Below are 22938 nucleotides of genomic sequence, written 5' to 3'. Positions count from 1 at the left end.
CTTATTTCAGTCATTGACAAAAGAAACTATCGAGGGTTAGCTACTCGCATGGACAACGTCGTCGGCGTGACAGAACCAGCCCCGGTGCACCTCCTCGTCGGCATCGCGGAGGACAACCTCGCCGCGTTCTTCCCCGGATCCGCGCTCGATCGCCTCACGGCGCTCGGAGAGGTCTCCTTCGAGACGCCGGCTCGGCTGCTGGACGACGCCGCGTTCGCCGAGGCCGCGCGAGGCGCACAGATCTTCGTGACAGCGTGGGGCTTCCCGGCTCTGACCGGGGGCCGCCTCGCCGCGGCGCCGCAGCTCGCGCTGGTCGCCCACGCGGCCTCATCGTTGCGCGCGGTGACCACGCCGGAGTTCTGGCAGGCTGGCATCCCGATCACGCAGTCCGGCGCGGCCATGGCGCCCGCGGTGGCCGAGCTCGCGCTCACGATGACGCTCTCGCTGCTGCGCGGCGTGCCGCGCTACGACCACGCGCTGCGGACCGGGGCGCAGTGGGAGTCGGCGAGAGGCGCTGTGTCCCGGCGTCCTCGGGAGATCTCCGGGGCCAGGATCGGGGTGGTCGGCGCGTCTCGCGTCGGACGTGCCTATGCCGCCGCTGCGCAGGCGCTCGGGGCCCAGGTCCGCGTCTTCGATCCGTACCTCGCAGAGAGCGACCCGCTCGGTCCCTCGGCTGGCTCCGTGGCCGACCTCTGCCGGGGCAGCGACGTCCTCGCCGTGCACGCCCCGGCCCTCGCGGAGACGGAGGGGCTGGTCGGAGCCGGGGAGCTCGCCGCGCTCCCTGACGGGGCCGTCGTGGTCAACACCGCGCGCCAGAGCATCGTCGACGACGCTGCGCTGTTCGCGGCGGCGGCCGCCGGGCGCATCGACGTGGGCCTGGACGTGTTCGACGACGAGCCGCTGCCGCTCTCCAGCCCGTGGCGCGCCCTGCCGAACGTGCTCCTCACCCCGCACGTCGCGGGCGCGACGGTGCAGTCCCGCCGGCGCGGGGGCGAGATCGTCATCGCCGAGATCGAACGGCACCTCCGCGGAGAGCGGCTCCAGCACCGGGTCGAGCACGACGCATTCCTGAGGATGGCGTGATGGCACCGCGCAACATCCTGCTGCTGCACTGCCACGACCTCGGCCGTTTCCTGGGCTGCTACGGGGTGACGACGGTGCGCACGCCGGCGCTGGATACCTTCGCCGCCGACGCCGCGCTCTTCGAGCGGGCGTTCGCGGTCGCCCCTCACTGCAGCCCCGCCCGCTCGGCGCTGTTCACCGGCACCTACCCGCAGCGCAACGGCGTCCTCGGTCTCACGCACAGTCCGTTCGACTGGGATCTGGCCGATCCGGCGACGCATGTCGGGAACCGCCTGCGCGGCGCCGGCTATCGCACGGAGCTCATCGGCGTGCACCACGAATCCCGGGTGCTCGCGGACGAAGTGGTCGCGGCGCGGCTCGGATTCGACCGAGTCTGCACCGACACGGATCGGGACACGGTCGTCGCGAACGCCGTGGGCGCGATCGCGCGCAGCCGCGACGACGACCGGCCTTTCTATCTGCAGGTGGGCTTCCACGAGCCGCATCGCACCGCGTCCGAGAGCGACCCCGTCGGCGTGATGGGGTTCCTCGCGCCGGGCGTGGTTCCCGACGACAGAGCCGGGACCACCGTGCCCCCCTATCTGCGCGACGACGAGGGCGCGCGGATCGAGATCGCCGAACTCCAGGGCGCCGTCGGCGCTCTGGACGACGGCGTCGCCCGCATCCTCACGGAGCTCGACGCGTCCGGCCTCGCCGACAGCACGATCGTGGTGTTCACGACCGATCACGGACTCGCGCTCCCCGGTGCCAAGTGCACGCTGTACGACGCCGGACTCGAGGTCGCGCTGATGATCCGTGTGCCTGGTCGACCGGGATGGGGCGGAACACGCGTCAGCGGGCTGGCGAGCCACATCGACATCCTCCCGACGCTGTTCGAGCTGATCGGGATCCCCGGTGAGGAGTTCTCCGGCACGAGCCTGGTGGCCGCCGTCGAATCCTCGGCCCCGACCGAGACGCAGATCTTCGGACAACTGAGCTTCCACACCTATTACGATCCGAAGCGCTCGATCCGCACCGACGGTCACAAGCTGATCGCGAACTTCTCCGCCTCCCCGCGCGCGATGGATCCGACCCAGTCCTGGAACCATCGCAGCACACCGGCGGTGCTGCAGGGGCGCTCGACCGGTGCCAGTCAGCCGCTCGAACTCTACGATCTGGTCGCGGATCCGCTCGAGCGGCACGATCTCAGCCGGGACCCGGGGGCCGCATCCGAGCTCAGGGTCCTCGCGGCCGCGCTGCTCGGCTGGATGGAGCAGCAACAGGACCCGCTCCTCGTGCCCTCCGCTGTGGATCCGCGTCACGACCTGTCCCTGGCACTCCTCCGGCAGGCGGCCGCTGCGCAATACGGCAGCGGACGCACCGGGGCTCCTCCGTACGACCACCCCGCAACAACCCGAACCGTCCCCGCGGGGACGAGCAGAGAACAGGACAACTCATGAATCGACGTCGACTCGTGACGATCACGACGGCGAGCGCCGCCGCACTCGCCGTGGCACTCAGCGGCTGCTCCGCGGCCGGCTCGCCGACTCCGAGCAAGACCGTCGCATCCGGCTCGGTCGTGCTGTGGATGTATCCGGTGATCAAGGACCCGAGCGCCAGCAAGAAGTTCTGGGACGACGCCGCGGCGTCGTTCGAGAAGGCGCACCCCGGGATCACTCTCGACATCCAGCTGCAGACGTTCGACAAGCGGGACGCGCAGATCTCCAGTGCGCTCGCGGCCAACTCCGGTCCGGACATCGTGCTGATCACCCCGGACCAGGCGGCGACCTACTTGAACATCGGCGGGCTCCTTCCGGTGGACGACGCGCTGAAAGGTCGCACGTCCGACTTCTTCCCGGGGGCGCTCAAGGCCGCCCAGCTCCAGGGGAAGACCTACGGCGTCCCGATCTTCCAGAACGTGTTCACCACCGCGTACAACACGAAGGTGTTCGCGGACGCCGGGCTGAAGCCGCCGCAGACCTGGGACGACATCCGCGCCGCGGCACCGGTGCTCGCGGGGCACGGCGTCTCGGTGATGGATTACGTCGGCAACCCGGAGCAGACGCTGAACATGTCGTTCTACCCGCTCCTCTGGCAGGCCGGGGGCAAGGTCTTCAGCAACGACGGCAAGAAGATCGCGTTCGACTCGAAGGAGGGCGTGGCCGCGCTCAGCTTCCTCGTCGACCTCGCCAAGTCCGGTGGCCTTCCGGCCGATGCCGCCACGGAGGGCGTCGCGATCGACGGCTCGCCGATGGCGGCGGGCAAGGTCGGGCTGCGCCAGATGACCTCGCTCGCGGAGCTGAAACAGCTGCGCGGAGCCCTCGGCGACAGTGCGGTGACGTTCGGAGCGCCGATCACGGGCAAGAAGTCCGTCACGTACAGCAGCCCGGGCCTGCTCGCTCTCACCTCGATCAACAAGAGCGCGAACCGCGAAGCGGCGTACGAGGTGCTGCGCTACCTCAGCTCCGCCGACTTCCAGACCTCCCTGGTCACGGCGGCCGGCAACATGCCCACCCGCACCGACGTCACCCTCAAAGAGACCGGGCCGGACCTCACTGCGCTGCAGAACGCGCTGAAGTCGGCCTACGCGGGCGAGGCGTCTCCCGCGTCCCGGCAGGTGATGACGATCCTCGCACCGTACATCCAGTCCGCCCTGCGCGGCGACCTGAGCCCGAAGGACGCGCTTGCCAAGGCGGCCGCCGAGGCCCAGTCCGCGCTCGATCGCTCGTGATCATCGGCGGGAGGGGCTCCGGTCCCTCCCGCCTCGAAGAAAGGGCAGGTCCGTGACCTCTCACACCTCGACGCGGCGGCGTCGCCCCGGTGCCGTCGCCCGGCGCCGCGAGTCGCTCGCCGGAATCCTCTTCCTGCTTCCGGTGCTGGTGATCTTCGTCGCCTTCAAGTTCCTGCCGATCTTCGGTGCCGCGGGGATGAGCACGACGAAGTACCGCCTCAACGGCGACATCGAGTTCATCGGCGCGGACAATTATCTGCGGCTGTTCTCGGATGCCGGATTCTGGCACTCGCTGCAGGTGACGCTTGTGTACGTGGTCATCTTCGTACCGCTCACGATCGCCGTCTCCCTCGCCGGCGCGGTGCTGCTGCACGCGCTCGCCGATCGGGCCAGCGGCGTGTTCCGCGCCCTGATGTTCGTGCCGTACCTCTGTTCGTTCGTGATGGCGGGCATCGTCTGGACCTGGGTGTTCCGCAGCGACGGGCCGGTCAACAGCGCGCTGCATCAGCTCGGCGCCGGACCCATCCCGTTCCTCACCGGGGATCAGCTCCTCGTGCTGGGCAGCCTCGCCGTGGTCTCGGTCTGGAAGGGCTTCGGATACTCGATGCTGGTCTTCCTGTCGGGCCTGAAGGCGCAGCCGGCCGAGATCCACGAGGCGGCCATGCTCGACGGCGCCGCCCGCCCCCAGATCTTCCTGCGTATCACGCTCCCTCTGCTGAAGCCCGTGCTGTTCTTCGTGCTCGTGATGGAGACCATCATCGGATTCCAGGTGTTCGACACGATCTACGTGATGACGGGCGGGGGCCCGGCCAGGGCCAGCCACAGCCTCATCTACTTCCTCTACGACGCGGGCTTCAAGTTCCTCGACTTCGGGTACGCGTCGGCGGTCGGAATCGTGATCTTCCTGATCGTGCTGGTGCTGTCGATCGTGCAACGCCGCTTCTTCGAAGAAAAGGACGTCGCATGACCGTCATCGAAGCCGTTTCCGCGACCGGCGCCGGTCCCTCCACTCCGGCGGCCCGCGCGGTGCGCCGCGCGCCGCGTCGGCGCCAGACGGGCCTCATCGTCTTCCTCTCGGTCGCCGTGCTGTTCACGGTGGCGCCCCTGTTCGCGGTCGTCATCCTCGCGCTGTCGCCCGAGAACTCTCCGACGATTCCGCTGGCGTGGCCGTCCCGACTCACGTTCGACAACATCGTCCGGATCCTCGGGCTGGGATCCTTCCCCACTTGGCTCCTGAACTCGGTCGCGTACTCCGTGATCTCGGTCGTCGTGGTGCTGCTGACCTCGTCGATGGCCGCCTATGCACTGGCGCGCAAACGGTTCCCCGGACGCGACGCGGTGCTGTGGTCGATCGTGGCGACGCTCATGGTCCCGGTGCAGGCCACGCTCATCCCGACCTTCGTCATCGTGGCGGGACTCGGTGGAGTGAACACGTTGTGGGGTCTCATCCTGCCGACGCTCGCGAACGCTCAGGCCGTGTTCCTGATCCGGCAGTTCGTGCGCGACCTGCCGGACGAACTGTTCGACGCCGCGCGCATCGACGGTGCGGGGGAGTGGCGCACCTTCGTCTCGGTGGTGCTTCCGCTGATCCGGCCGGTGCTCGCGACGCTCGCGATCTTCGTCTTCCTGTGGCACTGGAACGACCTGCTCTGGCCTCTGGTGATCGGTCAGTCCGATGCCGCACGCACGCTCACGGTGGGGCTCGCGAGCCTCAACACCGAGACGATCTCGACCCCGAATCTGATGGCGGCGGCGCTGATCAGCTTCGCCCCGTGCCTGCTCATCTTCATCTTCCTGCAGCGTCACATCGTCTCGAGCATTGCTGCGACGGGGATCAAAGGATGACCCGGCAGCCGGACCCGATCCGGTTCGGTCTCATCGGCGTGGACTCGCCGCATGCGCCGTCGTTCACGCGGCTGTTCGGGGACGGGCGCACAGGAATCGTCGAGGGCGGTACTATCACCGCGGCCTGGCAGGACCAGACGGATCGCGCGTTTCCGCCCAGCCTGCGCGGGCCGCGTCACGCGATGGAGCTGGCCGGCACCGGTGTCGAGCTCCTCGGCTCGCCGGAGGAGGTCGTGGATGCGGTGGACGCGGTCCTGATCGTCGCGGCCGACGCACGGCGGCATCCGTCGCTGTTCGACCGCGTCGTGACGGCGGGCAAACCCGTCTACGTCGACACGCGGTTCGCGACGACGCGCGTCGATGCGGAGCGGATGCTGAGGCGGGCCGAGCGCACGGGAGCCCTCGTGCTGGCCGGGTCGCCCAAGCGCTTCACCCCGGAGTTCCGCCGCGCGCGCGGCCTCCTCGACCGCGTCGAGCGTGTCCGGATCACCGGTCCCTTGCCCGTCCAGCCTGGGTTGCCCGGGCTGCACTGGTACGGCGTGCACCTCATCGACCTGGCCGTCGCCGCGCTGGGGAGCGGGTTCGATGAGATCAGTGCGCACGACGACCGATTCCGGCTCCGATGGGCGGACGGTCGCGTCGCCGATATCGGAGGCCCCGTCGAGTGGGGTCCGGAGACCCTCGGCGACCTGCGCGACGAGAACGATGCGGAGGCGGCTTTCCGCATCGTCTCCGAAGAGCCCATGCTCACCGGCCTGCTGCGGGCCCTCGTGGCCGCAGTGCGTACCGGTGTGCCCACCGTTCCGGTCGAGGAGATCCTCGACATCGTGACCGCAACCCAACGCGGCAGCCACCGGGGCTGACCACCGCAGTACCACTCAACAGAGACGAGAAGGATCAATGAAGATCACCAGACGAGAACTGCTCACCCTCGGAGGCATCGGCGGCCTCGCGCTCGCCGCAGGGCCGTTCGCCGCGTCCTCGGCCTTCGCCGCCGACACCGGGACAGGGCACACGGACATACTCGACCTCGGGCCTGCCGTCGTGCAGTTCTCGCTCATGAGCGGCGTGCGCGTCGGCGACGTGCTCTACATCGGATCGCGCAACCTGAGCCCCGCGCGAGTGATCGGCTTCGACATCCCGACGCGCGCCGTGGTTTCGCGGGTCGACCTGCCGTCGGGCTACTCGATCCAGGCGCTCGACGCCGATCCCGATGGCAACTGGCTCTATATCGGCATGCTGCGCCGGGACGACGAGACCGGCACGAATCTGTACCGCTGGCACCTGCGGAACCCGAAGCAGGCAGTGCAGGCGCTGCCCGCCACGGGCGACCGGGACGTACGCGCGCTGACCCTCTCACCCGACGGGATCGTGTTCGTGGCCGGTGGCGGGCAGACCCAGAACCCGCCGTCGCTGTGGGCGTACGACCCGGCGACCGAGCAGACGACGAGCTGGGGCGTTCCCGATCCCGGCGCCACGATCGCGCAGGCCGTCGCCGCGACGGACACTCATGTGTACTTCGGTACCGGCAGCGTGCTGGCGGGCGGGGGGACCGCGAGCCGTGGTCGCCTCTGGGCCTACGACCGGAGCACGCGGACTCCCGTCGACATCCTGCCCGCCGAGTTCGCCGGATCCGACTCGGTCAGCGCGGTCGAGCTCGTCGGTGACCTCCTCGCTGTCGCCCCGCACGGTCTCGGCAAGACCGTGCTCCTCCAGCTCGACGATCCCACCGCGTACACCGCGATCCCGAAGACCGGGGCGCAGTACACGCGCAAGGACGACACCATCTACTTCGTCAAGGTGCCCAACGTCTGGGCGTGGAACCTGACGACCAAGAAGCTCATTCAGATGGAGACCGACAACCTGGGCACTCTGTGGGCGCTCGACGTCTACGGCGACACGCTCGTCGGCCCGTCCGCGAACGGCTTCGTCGCTCAGATCGGCATCGCCACCCGCACGGCCCAGGCCTTCGACCTCGTCGCCGCGGGGGCCCCGGCCGGCCCCCAGCTCGGCATGGGCATCGCGGCCGGGGGTGGCGTCGTGTACACCGGGGGCACCGCGACGCTCGCTGCGCACGCGCTCGCGACCGGCGCGGTGACCAACATCACGCTCGACGGTGAAGCGAAGGACGCGGTCGTCGCGAACGGCGTCGTCTACACCGCGCAGTACAACAACCTCGGGATGTGGGCGTACGACCCCTCGTCTGGTCAGGCACCGCGGCAGGTCGTCGCGCTTCCGGCCGGTCAGAACCGCCCGCTCGACATCGCCTGGGACGATGCGAGCGGCATCGTGATCATGGGCGCGCAGAGTGACACGAAGGGCGGCGGGTGCTTCGCCACCTACGAGCCGGCCACGGGGCGCTCGGCCAGTCGGGTCAATCCGATCGACGCTCAGCAGATGGTCCGCGCGGTCGCCGTGGCCGACGGGGTCGCGTACCTGGGCGGGGACAACATTTACCCGACAGGGCCGCGCAGCACGATCGTCGCCGTCGACCCGCGCACCGGATCCGAGCTGTGGCGGCTGGATCCGCAGCAGCCGGCGGGCATCGCCGCTCTGGCCGTCGCGAACGGACGCCTGTTCGCGATGAACCGGCAGGCCGGGGGGATCGTCGTGATCGACATCGCGACCCGGCAGGTGGTCACCGTGATCGACGGATCCGCGGTGCTGACCGACTTCGGAGCGCTGGTGTCGGCGCGCGGGTACGTCTACGGCGTGTCCGATTCGACGGTGTTCCGGATCGACCCGCAGACCCTCACCCTGTCCACGGTCGTCGCGGGCATCGACGGAGGCTGGTACTCGGGCCCCCACATCGCCGCCGACGAATCCGGTTACCTGTACACCCTGAAAGGGACAGACCTGGTGCGGATCGATGACGTGGTGTGACGCTCAGTCGACGAGGTGCATGGCGCGCACGAGATGCTCCGCGGAGTGCCCGTCGCCGGCGAGGATCGCCTCGGCGAGCTCGGCGTGCAGCGCGCGCATGGCGTCTCGCTGAGAGGCGTCGACGGACCATGGCCGCAGGTTGCGGGTCAGCGGCATGCTCGTCTCGTCGAGCACCGAGCTGAGGATGTCGTTCTCGCAGCGCTCGGCGAGGTAGTGCAGCAGCGCCCAGCGCTCGGCCGAGAGCGCCGCCGGATCGTCGAGGCCGTCGTCCAGGCTGCGAGCGAGAGCAGCGGCCTCCTCGCGCTCCGTATCACTCAGCCGCGGCACCGCGATCGCGGCGACCGCGCCGCCGAGATAGCCCGCGTACTCGAGGGTCTTCGCCGTGAGCTGCGGAGGCACCTCGGTGACCTGCGTGTACCGGCTCGGATACATCTCGACCAGGCCGACCCGCTCGAGCCGCTGCAGCGCCTCACGGATCGGCATCCGTGACACGCCGAACTTCTCTGCAAGATCCGCATCCCGGATCCGTGATCCCGGCGGCAATGTGCCGTCGATGATCGACGCACCGACCTGCTGATACACCTCTTCTGCGAGGAGTTGTTTCGTCGCCCCCAGCGGCGACCGAACCACGCCAGTCATCGGACCGCGTTCGCCCATCACTACCCCCAAGTAGTTTCCCCAGAACAGCACTATCTCACCGCTCGGGGGCAAACCCAAATACCGGTATCGAAGTGATGCGCGCGTCGCGCATCCCGCGACATTCAGAGGCGTTTTTGCGACGTCAGGGGTGATTTCGGGGGTCGGGGAGTCCCGGACCGGATGAGGCGTCAGTTGCGCCGGCGGGTGAGGTGGACGGTGACGTCTTCGCCCTCGTTCTTGCCGATCGCCCGGCGGATCGTGCTCGCGATCGGCAGCTTGTGGGTGCCGTCGCCCAGTGCCATGAACGCGCCGTCGAAAGGATGCCCGTCGACGGTTCCGGACACCTTGACCAACCCGCGCGTGCCGAACACCGTCGCCGAGTCCGGCAGCTGCACGCAGATCCACGTGTCACCCGCGCGCACGCGGCCGAGCGTGGCGGTGAAGGTGATGTCCAGAGGCCCGACCGTGCTCATGACCCCGCGCCGTCCGTCTCGGGCACTGTCCCGGTGAGGGAGAAGGCGTTGCCGTCGGGGTCCCGCCACGCGAACATCGCCGGAGTCCCGGGCCAGCGCAGGATCTCGTCGACGTCGATGCCCTCGGCCACCATGGCGGCGTGGGCGGCGTCGACGTCATCCGAAGTGAACCGGATCCCGATCGATCCGCGGTGGACGGCGGGATCCGCGGGCTCGAGGGTGACGACCACGTCACCGCCGGGCGTCAGTTCGATCCAGCGGCCGTTCGGCGTGGGGGCATCGCGCAGGACCGTGAACCCGAGGCTCCGGTAGAAGCGCAGGGCCTCGTCCTGATCGTTCACCGGGATGCTCACCGCGCGGATGCCGATGATGGGGGTGCTGTCCATGATGTGTCCCTTTCCTGAGCGGAGGTTCCGTCCAGGAAGATGACGATCGACGTCGTGCGCGATCGACAAGCTCTCGGCGGATCAGGATCTGTCACGACGTCCCGATGGGTCAGGATCGGGCATTCTCAATCGGGCGTTTCCGCGAACAGCAATGCGTCGTCCGATGCCAGAACGGCCCGGGTGCCGCGCATGTCAGCGACCACGAAACCGGCGGCGCCCCGGATCGGGGAGAGCTCTTCCGCCTGCCCATCCACGAGCCGGACAACGCGCTGGCGACCGGCCCATTCACCGGTGCGGAACACGGGCGTCAGAATCGCGGAGACTCCGTCCGAGGTGAACCGTGCGCGGATACCGTGCTTGCCGGGTTGTTTCTTCCACCCGCTCGCTTCGTACACACGACGGGCCACATGCCCCGCAGAGTCGAGCTCCGCCAGCGTGAAGAAGTCTGCTCCGTACTTGAGCATGCTCGCTGTGTCGCTGCCTTGCGCTGCCACGAAGCGGGTTCCGGCGACGTCGATCACGTCAGCGACGGTCGGTGCTCTGGCACCACCCGGGGCGGTCGATGTGCGCCCACCCGCCATCGGATACTCGTTGCCATCGAGCAACGCTGACCTTTCCCACACGGGGGCTGCATCGTCGAAACGGAGTTCGGCGATTGTGCGGGCATTCTGAAACGTCACAGGGTCGGTGAGGACGACCGCCCATGCGCCCTGCGACGTCTGACGAGCGATGCCACCTGCGGTCAGCCGGCGTTCGTGATCTGCCGCATCGAACAGGTCCGGAATGGCCACGACCTGTGATGACGAGAACGCCTCGTCGGTGGTCACGAGGGTTCGGTCGTCGACAAGCACTGCGACTCCGGCGCCGCCGCGGTCGATGATCACGGGTTGCGCACCGAACGATCCCTCAGGCAAGGGCAGTCGTACCTGTTCACCGGACTCCTGCACGTGGAGCAAGGATGTCTCCCCGTCGGCATCCGTTTGCAGAGTGGCGACGCACAGCGCCGACCCGTCCTCGCGGAGACACACCGTCGGCGGCTTCGGAAAAGCGATAGCTCCTGGCCCGAGCTCGACACGCGCTGTCGGCATAAGCTTCACAAACCGAAACTACCAAGTATCGCCCCCGAGCCGGCTTCCTCCTCGAGCAAGCGCGGAGACGACGGGGGCGCCGAGACGCTTACCGGAAGTTGATGAACTGGAGATCCAGGTCCAGATCGGATCCCTTGAGCAGCGCGATCACGGTCTGCAGGTCGTCGCGGCTCTTGGACTGCACGCGCAGTTCATCGCCCTGGATCTGCGACTTGACGGACTTGGGGCCCTCGTCGCGGATGATCTTGCCGATCTTCTTCGCGTTCTCCGAGCTGATGCCCTCCTTGAGGGTCGACTCGAGACGGAACTCCTTGCCGCTGGCCGTGGGGTCGCCGGACTCCAGGCTCTTCAGGGAGATGCCGCGCTTGATGAGCTTGGTCTGGAACACGTCCAGCACCGCACGGGCGCGCTCGTCCGAGTTCGCCAGGATCACGATCTTGTCGCCGCTCCAGGCGATCGAGGCGCCGACCCCCTTGAAGTCGTAGCGCTGCTCGATCTCCTTTCGGGCCTGGTTGAGGGCGTTGTCCGCCTCCTGGCGATCGACCTTGGACACGATGTCGAATGAGCTGTCAGCCATACAGGCAGTGTAACGAGCAGCGAGCTCACGCGGTCTCGTGCACGGCGCCGCCCGGACGGGCCGTCGACGAGCGCACCACGAACCGGGGGGTGAGCGTGCGGTGCTCGGGTGCTGCTCCCGGGTTGTCCAGCTGCGCGAGGAGCAGGTGCGCGGCGAGGCGGCCCTGCCCGGCCGGATCCTGCGCCAGCGTTGTCAGACCGAAGAACGCGGACAGCTTGTGGTCGTCGATGCCGACGATCGAGAGATCGTCGGGGACGCGCAGGCCCAGATCGCGCGCGGCGAGCATGCAGCCGATCCCGATCTCGTCGCTCGCCGCGAAGATCGCGGTGGGCCGATCGTGCGCGAGCAGCGCCTTCGCGGCCGCGTATCCCGAGGGGATGTCGAAGTCCGCCTCCCAGAACCCCGTCTCCTCGACCTCGAGCCCCGCGGCGCGCATGGCGGACAGCCAGCCGTCGTAGCGGGCATCGCCGAGCTGGAAGGCGCTCGCGATCGTCCTGCCCGCGCCGACGTAGGCGATGCGGGTGTGGCCGAGCGAGAGGAGGTGCTCGGTGGCGAGAGTCGCCATCCGCGCGTTGTCGACGTCGACCGCCGTGGCGCCCTCGATGTAGCCGCCGATGCTGACCACGGGCTTGCCGAGCGCGCGCAGCGCGCGAATCTCGTCGGGTGTCAGCTCGATGCTGGCCGCGATCAGGCCGTCGATGCTGGCCCGACGCAGCGAGCTGCCGAACACCTGGTCGCGCTGGGACTCGTTGCCCTGCAGGTCGTACAGGGTCACGTCATAGCCCTGACTGAGCAGCACGGACTCGATGCCGGTGAGCAGATCCGTGAAGAACCAGCGGTCGATGAACGGCACCATGAACCCGATGTGCCGGGTGCGCCCCGACGCCAGCCCCGAGGCGTTCGAGGAGATCACGTAGCCGAGCTCCGCAGCTGCCGCCAGGACCTTCTCCCTGGTGGCCGGCGACGCCGTCTTCCCGTTCAGGGCGCGCGAGACCGTGGCGGTGGACACGCCGGCGAGACGCGCCACATCGGCGATGTCAGCCACACGGGCCTCCTAGGAAGTCGGGTCAAGGAAGGGTATCGGTCCGGACCGGCGGACGACGGATGCGTGACGTTCCCCGATGTTTGTTCGGCTCATTGTTGTAAACGTTTCCGAACAACGCAACCCTCAATGCGGCAGGCTCGCTTATCAATAGCAGTGCGGATGCAGCCAGCTCGCGTCCCAGTCAGGCCCTCCTAGCGAGGGGTTGCGCGAAGCGTCGCGGATCCGCATACTGTAAACGCTTGCAATCCTCGCAGGCGGAGCGAGCGCCCTCTGGCGCGAGATCGGAGCCGATCGCGCTCCCTGAAGACCGAGAGAGGTACACCGATGAAGGTGAACAGGAAGAGCGTCGTCGCATTCGGCGCACTCCTCGTGGCCGGCGCACTGGCGCTGACCGGCTGCGGCGGCAGCAGCAACGGCGGTGGCTCGTCCGCCGGAAGCGACAAGACCACGGGCTCGCTCACAGTCTGGGTTGACTCCAACCGCGCGGCTGCGATGAAGCAGGTCGCCGCCGACTTCAAGAAGGACAAGGGCATCACCATCAACCTGGTGGTCAAGGACTTCGGCAAGATCCGCGACGACTTCACCGCCCAGGTCCCCACCGGCAAGGGGCCCGACATCACGATCGGCGCGCACGACTGGATCGGATCCTTCGTGAAGGACGGCCTCGTCGCTCCGATCGAGCTGGGCGACTCCGCCTCCAAGTTCGAGAAGGTCGCCGTCTCCGCGGTCACCTACGACGGCAAGGTCTACGGCCTGCCCTACGCGATCGAGAACATCGCGATCCTGCGCAACACCGCGCTCGCCGACTCCACTCCGGCCAGTTACGACGAGATGATCGCCAAGGGCAAGGCCGCGGGCACCAAGTACCCGTTCCTGATCGGACTCGACGCGGCCACCGGTGACGCGTACCACACGTACCCGTTCCAGACCTCGTTCGGCAGCCAGGTCTTCGCGCAGAACACGGACGGCAGCTACGACGCCAAGAAGCTCACGATCGGCGACGAGGCCGGGCAGAAGTTCGCCACCTGGCTGGGCGCGCAGGGCGCGGCCGGCATCTTCAACCCCGGCCTGACCGGCGATCTCGCCAAGGCCGCCTTCAACGCGGGCGAGGCTCCATACTTCATCAGCGGCCCCTGGAACCTGCCCGACGCGGAGAAGGCCGGCATCAAGGTCTCCGTCGACCCCATCCCGAGCGCCGGCGGCCAGGAGGCCCGTCCGTTCGCAGGCGTGCAGGCGTTCTTCGTGAACGCGAAGTCGAAGAACACCCTCGCCGCGAACGAGTTCCTGGTGAACTACCTCGCCACCCCCGCCGTGCAGACCGCGCTCTACAAGGCGGGCGGCCGCCCGCCGGCACTGACGGAGTCGTTCCAGGCCGCGCAGTCCGACCCCGCGGTGGCGGGCTTCGCCAAGGTCGGCGCCAACGCCGTGCCGATGCCGTCGGTGCCCGAGATGGGCTCCGTGTGGGACGACTGGGGCAAGTCCGAGGTCGCGATCATCAAGGGCGGCGACCCGGCCAGCACCTGGACGGGCATGACCCAGGCGATCCAGACCAAGATCGGCTGATCCGCTCATGAATCCGGTGCGGGGAGGCGCGCGATCACGCCGCCTCCCCGTACCCCCGCCCGCTGACGACGTTGTGAAGGGGTCGAGATGACGGGTCCTGCCGTGCAGGAGAAGACGCAGGAGTCCTCGGCCATGTCCGCCGAGGACAGGGCTCGCAGTCGCCGCCAGCGGCGGGCCGCCGCCTACGCCGAGGCCGCATCGGCCGGCTGGAAGGTGTGGCTGGTCAAGATCGTCGCGCTCGCAGTGATCGACGCCCTCGCGCTCTACGCCGTGTTCGCGCTCGCCGCGAGTGCGCAGTGGACGCCGGCCGTGCTGGTCGCCGTGGGCGTGCTGGCGATCAACGCCGTCTACCTCATTCCCGGCCTGCTGCCCGCGAAGTATCTGACGCCGGGCCTCGTGTTCCTGCTGATCTTCCAGATCTTCGTGGTGCTCTATTCCGGATACGTCGCCTTCACGAACTACGGATCCGGGCACAACTCCACTAAGGACGACGCGGTGCAGGCACTGCTACTGCAGTCGCAGACCCGCGTGGCGGACTCCCCGACGTTCTCCGTCAAGATCCTCGAGAAGGACGGGAAGTTCTTCTTCCTCACCGCAGAGCCCGGCAGCGACGAGCCGCTGATCGGCGGCACCGACCACCCGCTCTCCACCGAACCCGGTATCAGCGCCGACGGCGCCCCCGGCTTCACCACCCTCGACTTCCCGAGCGTCATCGCCCACCAGGACGACATCGCCGCCCTGGCCGTGCCGCTCTCGCACGACCTGAACAAGGGCTATCTCAAGACCACCGACGGTTCCAAGGCGTACCTGTTCACTTCGACGCTCACCTGGGATCCGACGGCCGACACGATGACCGACACCAAGACCGGCGTCGTCTACAACGACACCGGCCGCGGCGCGTTCACCGCGAAGGACGGCAAGGCACTGCTGCCCGGCTGGCAGGTGTGGGTCGGCGGCGACAACTTCGTCCGCGCGTTCTCGGACCAGTCCATCCGGAGCCCGTTCCTCGCGGTGCTGCTGTGGACCTTCGCGTTCGCGATCCTCTCGGTCGCGACGACGTTCATCCTCGGCCTGTTCCTCGCGATCGTGTTCAACGATCCGAAGATGCGCAGCCGCAAGTACTACCGGCTGATCATGATCCTGCCGTACGCGTTCCCCGCGTTCCTGTCGGCGCTGGTGTGGGCAGGGCTCTTCAACAAGGACTTCGGCTTCATCAACCAGGTCGTCCTCGGCGGGGCGTCGATCCCGTGGCTGACGGATCCGTGGCTCGCCAAGGCGGCGATCCTCATCGCGAATCTGTGGCTCGGCTTCCCCTATATGTTCCTCGTCACGACCGGCGCCCTGCAATCGCTGCCCGACGACGTCGTCGAGGCGGCGCGCGTGGACGGCGCGAGCGTGTGGCAGACGTTCCGGCTGATCAAGTTCCCGCTGCTGCTCGTGGCCGTCGCGCCGCTGCTGATCGCGTCGTTCGCGTTCAACTTCAACAACTTCGGGCTCATCTTCCTGCTCACCAACGGCGGTCCGCAGTTCACCGATGCGAGCATCAACGTCGGATCCACGGATCTGCTCATCTCGATGGTCTACAAGGTCGCCTTCGTCGGCTCCGAGCGGGACTACGGCCTCGCCAGCGCCTTCTCGATCATCATCTTCGTGCTGGTCGCCGCCATCTCCCTGATCGGATTCCGGCAGACCAAGGTGCTGGAGGATCTGAACTGACATGACCGACATCGCAAAGACCTCGGCCCCTGCGTCGACCGCGACCGCCGCGCTCCTCGCCGCCCCGGCGCGCCACCCCCGCCGACCGTTCGGCCGGTGGTTCCGGGAGACCGGCTGGCGGCACATCATCGGCGTCGTGATGCTCGTGTTCGCCGGCTTCCCGCTGGTGTACGTGCTGTCCGCCTCACTGAACCCCGGCGGGACGCTGCTGAGCACGAACGGACTGTTTTCGAAGATCAGCGTGGACAACTACGTGCAGCTGTTCCAGGATCCGTCCCGGCCCTATGGCGCCTGGTTCCTGAATACGATCTTCATCGGCGTGCTCGCCGCCGTGTGCAGCGTGTTCCTGTGCGCGCTCGCCGCATATGCCTTCTCGCGCATGCGATTCCGAGGACGCCGCACGGGGCTGATGACCCTGCTGCTCGTGCAGATGTTCCCGCAGCTGCTGGCGATCGTCGCGATCTTCCTGCTGATGTCCGCGATCGGGGACATCTTCCCGGCGCTCGGGCTCAACTCGCAGATCGGCCTGATCCTCGTGTACCTCGGTGGCGCACTGGGGGCGAACACGTTCCTGATGTACGGGTTCTTCAACACGATCCCCGCCTCGATCGACGAGGCCGCGAAGATCGACGGAGCGGGTCACGCACGGATCTTCTTCACCATCATCCTGCGCCTGGTCGCGCCGATCCTGGCGGTGGTGGGGCTGCTCGCCTTCATCGGCATCACGGGCGACTTCCTGATCGCGTCGACCGTGCTGATCTCTCCGGAGAAGCAGACGCTCGCTGTCGGGCTGTACCAGTACGTGTCCACCGACGCGAAGAACTACGCGGTCTTCGCGGCCGGGGCCGTGCTGGCGGCGATCCTGCCGATGATCCTGTTCCTGTCACTGCAGAAGTACATCGTCGGCGGCCTCACCGCCGGTAGCGTGAAGTAACGATCCTCGAAACACAATCCAAGGGCTCTGTCACGGCATCGGTCGTGCAACCACGTCGACTCCGGCGGGCTGCCGCCGCACCACGAAAGGCCTCGACATGACCGCTCTGCTCCCGCACCACGACGGATCCCCGCTGCACGTCTCCGACGACGCCCCCGCTCTGGGCGATGTCGTCCGAATGCGGCTGCGCGTGCCTGCCGGCTACGGCCCGCTCGCGGCCGTGCGCACGCGCTCCAACCCCGACCACGAGCCGGAGTGGACCGACGCCGAGCGGATCGGCAGCGCCGATGGCTGGGAGTGGTGGGAGGCGCCGGTCACCGTGCGCAATCCGCGGCACGGCTACCGGTTCCTGCTGCAGCACGAGGACGGCCGGATCGAATGGCTGAACCAGACCGGCATCCACCGTCTGGAGACGCTCGACGCCGAGGACTTCGCCCTGGTCGCCGAACCCGCGCCGCCCGCCTGGCTGCACGAGTCGGTCATGTACCAGGTGTTCCCGGACCGCTTCGCCCGTTCGGCCCAGGCCGAAGAGCACCCGACGCCCGACTGGGCGATCCCGGCGGACTGGGACACCCCGGTGGATCCGGTCATGCCTGGCCGGGCGCATCAGTTCTACGGGGGAGACATTCCCGGGATCGTGGAGCATCTCGACCACCTGGTCGAGCTCGGGGTCAACCTGCTCTACCTGACGCCGGTGTTCCCGGCCGCGTCCAACCACCGCTACGACGCCTCGAGCTTCCTGCGCGTCGACCCGCTGCTGGGCGGCGACGAGGCGTACGCGCACCTCATCGAGGAGGCGCATGCCCGCGGCATCAAGGTGATCGGCGACCTCACCAGCAACCACTCCGGCGACCGCCACGAGTGGTTCCGGGCGGCGTTCGGTACCCCCGGAGCGCCCGAGGAGCGGTTCTACTACTTCACGAACGACGACAACACCGAGTACGAGTGCTGGCTGGGTGCACGCAGCCTGCCCAAGTTCGACTGGGCCAGTGAGGAGCTGCGCGAGCGGTTCATCACAGGCGAGGACTCGGCCGTCGCCCGCTGGCTCGAGCCGCCCTATGGCGCCGACGGCTGGCGCGTCGACGTCGCGAACATGACCGGGCGCCTCGGGGCGATCGACCTGAACGCGGATGTCCGGCGGCTGCTGCGTGACACCGTGCGGGGGATCAACCCGGATGCGATCCTGCTCGGCGAGTCCACCAACGACGCCACGAGCGATCTGCAGGGCGACGGCTGGGACGGCGCGATGACCTATCCGTCCTTCACCCGCCCTGTATGGGCCTGGCTCAGCGAGCCGAACGGTGCTTCGTACCTCACCGCGGAAGGGGAGGAACGCACCGAGAGCTGGTTCTTCGGCATGCAGACCGGCGGCATCCCGCGCTACACCGCGCGCGACGTGGTCGACTCGATCACCCGATTCACCGGGGGGATCCCGTGGCGGGTGCGGCTCGGCAACATGCAGCCGCTGGACACGCACGACACCGCACGGTTCGCCACCAACGCCGCACCGGGGACGGTGCCCGTCGCTGTCGGCCTGTCGATGACGCTGCCGGGGCTGCCCGTCGTGTTCGCCGGCGACGAGTTCGGCCTCACCGGCGTGGACGGCGAGGCCAGCCGCACACCGATCCCGTGGGGGACCGAGGGGCAGCCGGATACCGCGGAGCGCATCGCGCTGTACCGCGACCTGGTCGGGTTGCGCCGCGCGCACCCCGTGCTCGGCACCGGCGGGCTGCGGTGGCTGCACGTCGACGACGACGGCCTCGTGTTCGTGCGGGAGTCGGCCGAGGAGACCGTGCTCGTGCTCGCCGCCCGTGGCGACGTCGACATCGAGCTCCCGGCCGGGGCGCTCGCGGGAGCCGCGGCGGCTGAGGCGCTGTTCGGCGACGCGACCCTCGGCGTCGCCGACGACGGCGCCGTTGCGCTCGCTGCCGAGGGGCCGGTGTTCGCCGCGTGGGCGCTGCCCGGCGTGGCCGCGCCGGACGCCGGCTGAGCGCCGCACCGGGCCTCCCTGACGTCCGCCGAGGGTGCGGGCGACGCGTCCGCCGCGCGCCGCCCGCGCCCGCGCGCTCCGCTCTCGTACCCTCGGGGTATGGCACGGATCGGGGGGCGCAACACCGGGATCGCGTGGCTCGCGGGCGTCGTCTGCGCCGGGGTCATCGCAGGGCTCGTGTACCTCGCCGCACCCATGGGGCCGGTGATGGTGACCTACTTCTCCGGCCTGCTGCATCGGTGACGCCGATCCGGATGTGACGCGGATCCGACCCGTGACGCGGGCGATGGATCCGGATACGACGCCGATCCGGATCCGGCATCCGCGGTTTCCGGCAGGTCTGCGCGGCGGTGCCCTGCCTCGGAGATAGCCTCGAATCACCGTATCCGTATGGAGGAGCTCATATGAGTGACCACGAGGTTTCGAAGCCGGCGCAGGCGCACGACGTCGACGACGCCGTGGCCGCCGCGCCCGAGGCGGACGCCCAGGGTGCCGACACCGCGGCTGTCCCCGCTGAGGGCGCCGACGTGCAGCCGGCCCCGGCCGAGGCTGCCGATGCGCATGTCCCGGCCACTGCAGCCGAGCGCACCGGCGAGGATGTCGCCGATGCCGTGCAGCCCGACCATGCCGCCGTCGCACAGAGCGCGAACGAGAGCCTCGCCGAGGCCGAGCGCGCCGCCGACGGGGCGACTGCCGCGGATGCGCGTGCCGCGGACCAGCGTGCCGCGGACGCCGATCTCGCCGCTTTCGAGGCGGCCGAGGCCGCTTACCCGGGCACGTTCGGCGGCACCTTCACTCCGCCGTCGCCCGCCGAGACCCCCGCCGTCATCGCTGCGGCGGCCGCCACGGAGACCTCGATGTTCGAGAGCCCGACCACGCGCGTCGACACCGCCGCCGAGGCGCCCACGCAGGTGCTCGCGCCGGCCGTCATCACCCCGGGGGTGACCGAGGTGCCGCCACCCATCTTCGTGCAGGCTCCCGAGCCTCCGCGCGAGCGCGGCAACCGCGGTGCGATCTTCGGCATCGGCCTGCTGGCGGCCATCGCCTTCGCGATCCTCTACCTCGGCACCGCCCTGGGCATCGCCGCGTTCGACGGCAAGGTCACCACCGACAGCATCGGCACCTACCTGCTCGACCAGCTCCGCAGCCCTGGGCTGTGGATCCCGGTCGTCGTGTTCGCGATCGGATTCTGGCTGCTCGGCGGCATCATCAACCGCGGGCGCTGGGGCTACTGGGTCGTCTTCGGGATCATCGTCGGCGGCTTCGCGTACGGCGGCCACCTGCTCGGCGCGATCGGATCCGTCGAGTTCTGGAAGCTCGGTGCGACCCAGCTGGCAGAGAACGTGAACGGTCAGCTGCTCGCCCCGCTCGCGATCGCCGCGTTCATCTTCGGCCGCGAGCTCACCATCTGGTTCGGCGCCTGGGCCGCCCGCGCCGGCGCCCGCCGCACCGCGCAGAACGACGAGGCGCAGCGCGAGTACGAGCGCGTCCTCGAAGCCGGACCCCAGCTGCCGTAGCGGCGCCGGCCTGCACCGCAGGAGAGCATCACGAACGATTTCCCGCCGAACCCCCGCGAGCCACTGCCCGCGGGGGTTCGTCCTGTCCTCGCCTGGGTGATCGGGGTCGTCTCGTTCTTCGCGCTGGCCATCATGGGGCTCGGAATGCTCAGCCTGCTCACAGAACACGACCTCATCGCGGTGCCCCGGCTCGGCCAGTTGCCCGGCATCGTCGGCATGGTGCTGGCCGTGGTGGTGTTCGCGCTGTCGCTCCGGGGCGTGCTCGCGAACCCGCATCCGTCGTTCGTCGCGACGGTCTTCCTCGCGCTCGGCGCGGCGCTCGTGCACCTGGGCGGCGTGTGGGGGGCCGCGGTGGCGGAGGGCGCGGGCGCGGTCGACGCCACGGCCGCCGCCGGGCAGCTCGTGCTGGGCGGGGCGAGCGCCGTCATCGTGATCGCCGCACTGATCGCGGCGTGGGTGGCGATCGCACTGCGTCGCACGGAGGCCCGGCCTCCCCGCTGGCCGTGGGAGAAGGACGACGACGAGCAGCCCTGACGCGATCGTCCTGCCCCGCGCGGCGGCTGACGTCGCATGCCGAGATCAGGTGAGTCGCCCGAGAACAGGGCGGATCCGATCGGGATCCTCCTGTTCTCGGTCCATCGACTGATCTCGGCCGGCACCGCGGCACTCGATCTCGCGCGCCGCGACCTCCCGGGCGTGTCCGCCCCGTACGCTGGAGGCGTGGAGCGCTCGCTGGAGACGCAGGTCGACCTGGCTGTGGAGGCCTGGCTGCGCTGGGTGCCGCGCTGGGAACCCGCCACCCACCGCGGGCGGGTGGCGCCGTGCCGCCGCTGCCTGGGCTCTCCCGTGCTCTCCGCCGCGGGCATCGGCGGGAACGTGCCGCACGGCGTGCAGCACGGACTGTCCACCCGCATCAAGACCATCGTCGACCACGCCGTCGCCGAGTACACCGCGCGGAACCTGCCGATGCTGCAGGGCGAGCTCGACCAGCAGGCCGCCCGCAATCGCGCCCGCGCCTACCGCCCGACGGAGGGCCTCGAGCCCGAGTACGAGGGCATGCCGCTGGATCCGGATCCGGTTCCCGGCGCCCCGTTCCTGTTCACGCTCGCCGGGATGGCCGACGATGATGCGGGGGAGCTGCCTCCCCTGCCGCCGCTCAGCGACGATGCGAAGGCCGCGCTGCGCCACGAGGTCGCCCTCGCCGACGACTACGCGAACGTCGTGGGCCGCGAGATCTGCGGGCTGCTGCTCCGGCACCGCCTGCGAGTGCAGGCCGCGATCAGCGAATACGTCGAGCCGCAGATCGAGGCGATGCTCGCCGAGCTGACCGAGGCGCTGGACTCGCCCTTCGACCCCGACACGCTCTGACGCGGGGACCGCGGATCGGCGCCCGGCGCGCCGTTCGTGCGCATTTGACCGGGCGTGTTACGGCGCATTACCATAGAGCGGGTATGCGTGTGTCTTGACGCGCGCGTACCGGGCACCGGCATTCGCCGGTTCCGCCCCCACGGCATACCCACCATTCAAACGCACGTCGTTCTCGGCGTGCGGGCGGGTCTGATGTGAACCCATCACGCTGTCACCGTGCAGCACAACAAGGAGAAGCAGTGCCAACTATTCAGCAGTTGGTTCGCAAGGGTCGTTCGCCGAAGGTCACCAAGACCAAGGCTCCCGCTCTGAAGTCGAACCCGCAGCAGGCCGGCGTGTGCACCCGCGTGTACACCACCACCCCGAAGAAGCCGAACTCGGCGATGCGCAAGGTCGCTCGTGTGAAGCTCCGCAACGGTACCGAGGTCACGGCCTACATCCCCGGTGAGGGCCACAACCTGCAGGAGCACTCGCTGGTGCTCGTGCGCGGTGGTCGTGTCAAGGACCTCCCCGGTGTCCGCTACAAGATCGTCCGTGGCGCCCTGGACACCCAGGCCGTCAAGAACCGTAAGCAGGCTCGTTCCCGCTACGGCGCGAAGAAGGGTTGAGTTAGATGCCTCGTAAGGGCCCCGCCCCCAAGCGCCCCGTTGTCAACGACCCGGTCTACGGTGCTCCGATCGTCACCTCGCTGGTGAACAAGATCCTGGTCGACGGCAAGAAGTCCCTCGCCGAGTCGATCGTCTACGGCGCCCTCTCGGGTGTCGAGGCGAAGAACGGTCAGGACGCTGTCGCCACCCTGAAGAAGGCGCTCGACAACGTGCGCCCGACCCTCGAGGTCCGCAGCCGCCGCGTCGGTGGCTCGACCTACCAGGTCCCGGTCGAGGTGAAGCCGCACCGCGCGAACACCCTCGCCCTCCGCTGGCTCGTCAGCTACGCCAAGAGCCGCCGTGAGAAGACCATGACCGAGCGTCTCCAGAACGAGATCCTGGACGCCTCGAACGGCCTGGGTGCCGCGGTCAAGCGCCGCGAGGACACTCACAAGATGGCCGAGTCGAACCGCGCGTTCGCGCACTACCGCTGGTAATCACCAGTCGGGCCGGGATCGGATACGGCTGCCTCGC

Annotated in this window: 23 protein-coding genes; 17 read left to right on the top strand and 6 right to left on the bottom strand. The window is 68.9% G+C overall.

The window, feature by feature from the left end:
- Nucleotides 1-48 precede the first annotated feature (48 nt).
- From AC1DCT_RS07820 to AC1DCT_RS07790, 7 genes are read left to right on the top strand one after another with little or no spacing between them, the layout of a single operon-like run.
- Nucleotides 49-1083, top strand: coding sequence for a hydroxyacid dehydrogenase (locus AC1DCT_RS07820; protein WP_440734057.1), 1035 nt, complete (start codon nucleotides 49-51; stop codon nucleotides 1081-1083).
- Complete coding sequence (locus AC1DCT_RS07815) at nucleotides 1083-2522, top strand: sulfatase family protein (RefSeq protein ID WP_477428393.1); 1440 nt, start codon at nucleotides 1083-1085, stop codon at nucleotides 2520-2522. The genes AC1DCT_RS07820 and AC1DCT_RS07815 overlap by 1 nt, the downstream gene beginning before the upstream one ends.
- On the top strand, nucleotides 2519-3793 hold the full coding sequence (locus AC1DCT_RS07810; RefSeq protein WP_477428391.1) for an extracellular solute-binding protein: 1275 nt from the start codon (nucleotides 2519-2521) through the stop codon (nucleotides 3791-3793). Before AC1DCT_RS07815 ends, AC1DCT_RS07810 begins: the two co-directional genes overlap by 4 nt.
- Before the next feature lie 52 nt (nucleotides 3794-3845).
- Nucleotides 3846-4760, top strand: coding sequence for a carbohydrate ABC transporter permease (locus AC1DCT_RS07805; protein ID WP_440734054.1), 915 nt, complete (start codon nucleotides 3846-3848; stop codon nucleotides 4758-4760).
- Entirely contained in the window at nucleotides 4757-5638 is an 882-nt protein-coding gene (locus AC1DCT_RS07800) for a carbohydrate ABC transporter permease (RefSeq protein WP_477428389.1), read from the top strand. Before AC1DCT_RS07805 ends, AC1DCT_RS07800 begins: the two co-directional genes overlap by 4 nt.
- Nucleotides 5635-6501 (top strand): Gfo/Idh/MocA family protein, encoded by an 867-nt coding sequence (locus AC1DCT_RS07795; protein ID WP_440734052.1) that lies wholly within the window; start codon nucleotides 5635-5637, stop codon nucleotides 6499-6501. Before AC1DCT_RS07800 ends, AC1DCT_RS07795 begins: the two co-directional genes overlap by 4 nt.
- A gap of 37 nt (nucleotides 6502-6538) precedes the next feature.
- Nucleotides 6539-8521, top strand: a complete 1983-nt coding sequence (locus AC1DCT_RS07790) for an outer membrane protein assembly factor BamB family protein (protein ID WP_440734051.1) — start codon at nucleotides 6539-6541, stop codon at nucleotides 8519-8521.
- Between the two features lie 3 nt (nucleotides 8522-8524).
- On the opposite strand, the gene AC1DCT_RS07785 is transcribed toward AC1DCT_RS07790, so the two are convergent.
- The 6 genes from AC1DCT_RS07785 to AC1DCT_RS07760 form a co-directional block, all read right to left on the bottom strand.
- On the bottom strand, nucleotides 8525-9160 hold the full coding sequence (locus AC1DCT_RS07785) for a GntR family transcriptional regulator (protein ID WP_477229685.1): 636 nt from the start codon (nucleotides 9158-9160) through the stop codon (nucleotides 8525-8527).
- Between the two features lie 188 nt (nucleotides 9161-9348).
- Complete coding sequence (locus AC1DCT_RS07780) at nucleotides 9349-9633, bottom strand: DUF1905 domain-containing protein (RefSeq protein WP_477428387.1); 285 nt, start codon at nucleotides 9631-9633, stop codon at nucleotides 9349-9351.
- A complete protein-coding gene (locus AC1DCT_RS07775; protein ID WP_477428385.1) occupies nucleotides 9630-10019 on the bottom strand; it encodes a VOC family protein in 390 nt (129 codons plus the stop codon). Before AC1DCT_RS07775 ends, AC1DCT_RS07780 begins: the two co-directional genes overlap by 4 nt.
- 125 nt (nucleotides 10020-10144) lie before the next feature.
- Nucleotides 10145-10975 (bottom strand): hypothetical protein, encoded by an 831-nt coding sequence (locus tag AC1DCT_RS07770; RefSeq protein ID WP_477428383.1) that lies wholly within the window; start codon nucleotides 10973-10975, stop codon nucleotides 10145-10147.
- Nucleotides 10976-11195: 220 nt separating this feature from the next.
- Nucleotides 11196-11684 carry a YajQ family cyclic di-GMP-binding protein gene (locus tag AC1DCT_RS07765; RefSeq protein WP_477229682.1) on the bottom strand — a complete coding sequence of 163 codons (489 nt, stop codon included), beginning with the start codon at nucleotides 11682-11684 and terminating at the stop codon, nucleotides 11196-11198.
- 25 nt (nucleotides 11685-11709) lie between these two features.
- Entirely contained in the window at nucleotides 11710-12729 is a 1020-nt protein-coding gene (locus tag AC1DCT_RS07760; protein WP_441977568.1) for a LacI family DNA-binding transcriptional regulator, read from the bottom strand.
- A gap of 324 nt (nucleotides 12730-13053) precedes the next feature.
- Between AC1DCT_RS07760 and AC1DCT_RS07755 the strand changes: the two genes are divergently transcribed.
- From AC1DCT_RS07755 to rpsG, 10 genes are all read left to right on the top strand, one after another.
- Nucleotides 13054-14292 carry a sugar ABC transporter substrate-binding protein gene (locus AC1DCT_RS07755; RefSeq protein ID WP_477428381.1) on the top strand — a complete coding sequence of 413 codons (1239 nt, stop codon included), beginning with the start codon at nucleotides 13054-13056 and terminating at the stop codon, nucleotides 14290-14292.
- Between the two features lie 87 nt (nucleotides 14293-14379).
- Complete coding sequence (locus AC1DCT_RS07750; RefSeq protein WP_477428380.1) at nucleotides 14380-16008, top strand: ABC transporter permease subunit; 1629 nt, start codon at nucleotides 14380-14382, stop codon at nucleotides 16006-16008.
- A gap of 1 nt (nucleotide 16009) precedes the next feature.
- Nucleotides 16010-16942 carry a sugar ABC transporter permease gene (locus AC1DCT_RS07745; RefSeq protein ID WP_440734042.1) on the top strand — a complete coding sequence of 311 codons (933 nt, stop codon included), beginning with the start codon at nucleotides 16010-16012 and terminating at the stop codon, nucleotides 16940-16942.
- A 97-nt stretch (nucleotides 16943-17039) separates the two neighbouring features.
- On the top strand, nucleotides 17040-18932 hold the full coding sequence (locus AC1DCT_RS07740; RefSeq protein WP_477428378.1) for a glycoside hydrolase family 13 protein: 1893 nt from the start codon (nucleotides 17040-17042) through the stop codon (nucleotides 18930-18932).
- 99 nt (nucleotides 18933-19031) lie between these two features.
- Complete coding sequence (locus tag AC1DCT_RS07735; protein ID WP_440734040.1) at nucleotides 19032-19175, top strand: hypothetical protein; 144 nt, start codon at nucleotides 19032-19034, stop codon at nucleotides 19173-19175.
- A 161-nt stretch (nucleotides 19176-19336) separates the two neighbouring features.
- Entirely contained in the window at nucleotides 19337-20449 is a 1113-nt protein-coding gene (locus AC1DCT_RS07730; RefSeq protein ID WP_477428376.1) for an ABC transporter, read from the top strand.
- A 96-nt stretch (nucleotides 20450-20545) separates the two neighbouring features.
- Entirely contained in the window at nucleotides 20546-20983 is a 438-nt protein-coding gene (locus AC1DCT_RS07725; protein WP_440734038.1) for a hypothetical protein, read from the top strand.
- 186 nt (nucleotides 20984-21169) lie between these two features.
- Complete coding sequence (locus AC1DCT_RS07720; protein WP_477428449.1) at nucleotides 21170-21817, top strand: spermidine/putrescine ABC transporter substrate-binding protein; 648 nt, start codon at nucleotides 21170-21172, stop codon at nucleotides 21815-21817.
- Nucleotides 21818-22056: 239 nt separating this feature from the next.
- Complete coding sequence (gene rpsL / locus AC1DCT_RS07715) at nucleotides 22057-22425, top strand: 30S ribosomal protein S12 (RefSeq protein ID WP_017201609.1); 369 nt, start codon at nucleotides 22057-22059, stop codon at nucleotides 22423-22425.
- 5 nt (nucleotides 22426-22430) lie between these two features.
- A complete protein-coding gene (gene rpsG / locus AC1DCT_RS07710) occupies nucleotides 22431-22901 on the top strand; it encodes a 30S ribosomal protein S7 (protein ID WP_045271034.1) in 471 nt (156 codons plus the stop codon).
- The last annotated feature ends 37 nt before the right edge of the window (nucleotides 22902-22938 follow it).

Source organism: Microbacterium sp. 10L49 (assembly GCF_056395125.1).
The sequence above is the reverse complement of the archived record's forward strand: the minus strand, read 5'-3'. Positions and strand labels throughout refer to the sequence as shown.

Coding starts and splice junctions, on each gene's coding strand:
- AC1DCT_RS07820 (WP_440734057.1), top strand. CDS start 49: ATGGACAACGTCGTCGGCGTGACAGAACCAGCCCCGGTGCACCTCCTC.
- AC1DCT_RS07815 (WP_477428393.1), top strand. CDS start 1,083: ATGGCACCGCGCAACATCCTGCTGCTGCACTGCCACGACCTCGGCCGT.
- AC1DCT_RS07810 (WP_477428391.1), top strand. CDS start 2,519: ATGAATCGACGTCGACTCGTGACGATCACGACGGCGAGCGCCGCCGCA.
- AC1DCT_RS07800 (WP_477428389.1), top strand. CDS start 4,757: ATGACCGTCATCGAAGCCGTTTCCGCGACCGGCGCCGGTCCCTCCACT.
- AC1DCT_RS07795 (WP_440734052.1), top strand. CDS start 5,635: ATGACCCGGCAGCCGGACCCGATCCGGTTCGGTCTCATCGGCGTGGAC.
- AC1DCT_RS07790 (WP_440734051.1), top strand. CDS start 6,539: ATGAAGATCACCAGACGAGAACTGCTCACCCTCGGAGGCATCGGCGGC.
- AC1DCT_RS07785 (WP_477229685.1), bottom strand. CDS start 9,160: ATGACTGGCGTGGTTCGGTCGCCGCTGGGGGCGACGAAACAACTCCTC.
- AC1DCT_RS07780 (WP_477428387.1), bottom strand. CDS start 9,633: ATGAGCACGGTCGGGCCTCTGGACATCACCTTCACCGCCACGCTCGGC.
- AC1DCT_RS07775 (WP_477428385.1), bottom strand. CDS start 10,019: ATGGACAGCACCCCCATCATCGGCATCCGCGCGGTGAGCATCCCGGTG.
- AC1DCT_RS07765 (WP_477229682.1), bottom strand. CDS start 11,684: ATGGCTGACAGCTCATTCGACATCGTGTCCAAGGTCGATCGCCAGGAG.
- AC1DCT_RS07755 (WP_477428381.1), top strand. CDS start 13,054: ATGAAGGTGAACAGGAAGAGCGTCGTCGCATTCGGCGCACTCCTCGTG.
- AC1DCT_RS07750 (WP_477428380.1), top strand. CDS start 14,380: ATGACGGGTCCTGCCGTGCAGGAGAAGACGCAGGAGTCCTCGGCCATG.
- AC1DCT_RS07745 (WP_440734042.1), top strand. CDS start 16,010: ATGACCGACATCGCAAAGACCTCGGCCCCTGCGTCGACCGCGACCGCC.
- AC1DCT_RS07740 (WP_477428378.1), top strand. CDS start 17,040: ATGACCGCTCTGCTCCCGCACCACGACGGATCCCCGCTGCACGTCTCC.
- AC1DCT_RS07735 (WP_440734040.1), top strand. CDS start 19,032: ATGGCACGGATCGGGGGGCGCAACACCGGGATCGCGTGGCTCGCGGGC.
- AC1DCT_RS07730 (WP_477428376.1), top strand. CDS start 19,337: ATGAGTGACCACGAGGTTTCGAAGCCGGCGCAGGCGCACGACGTCGAC.
- rpsG (WP_045271034.1), top strand. CDS start 22,431: ATGCCTCGTAAGGGCCCCGCCCCCAAGCGCCCCGTTGTCAACGACCCG.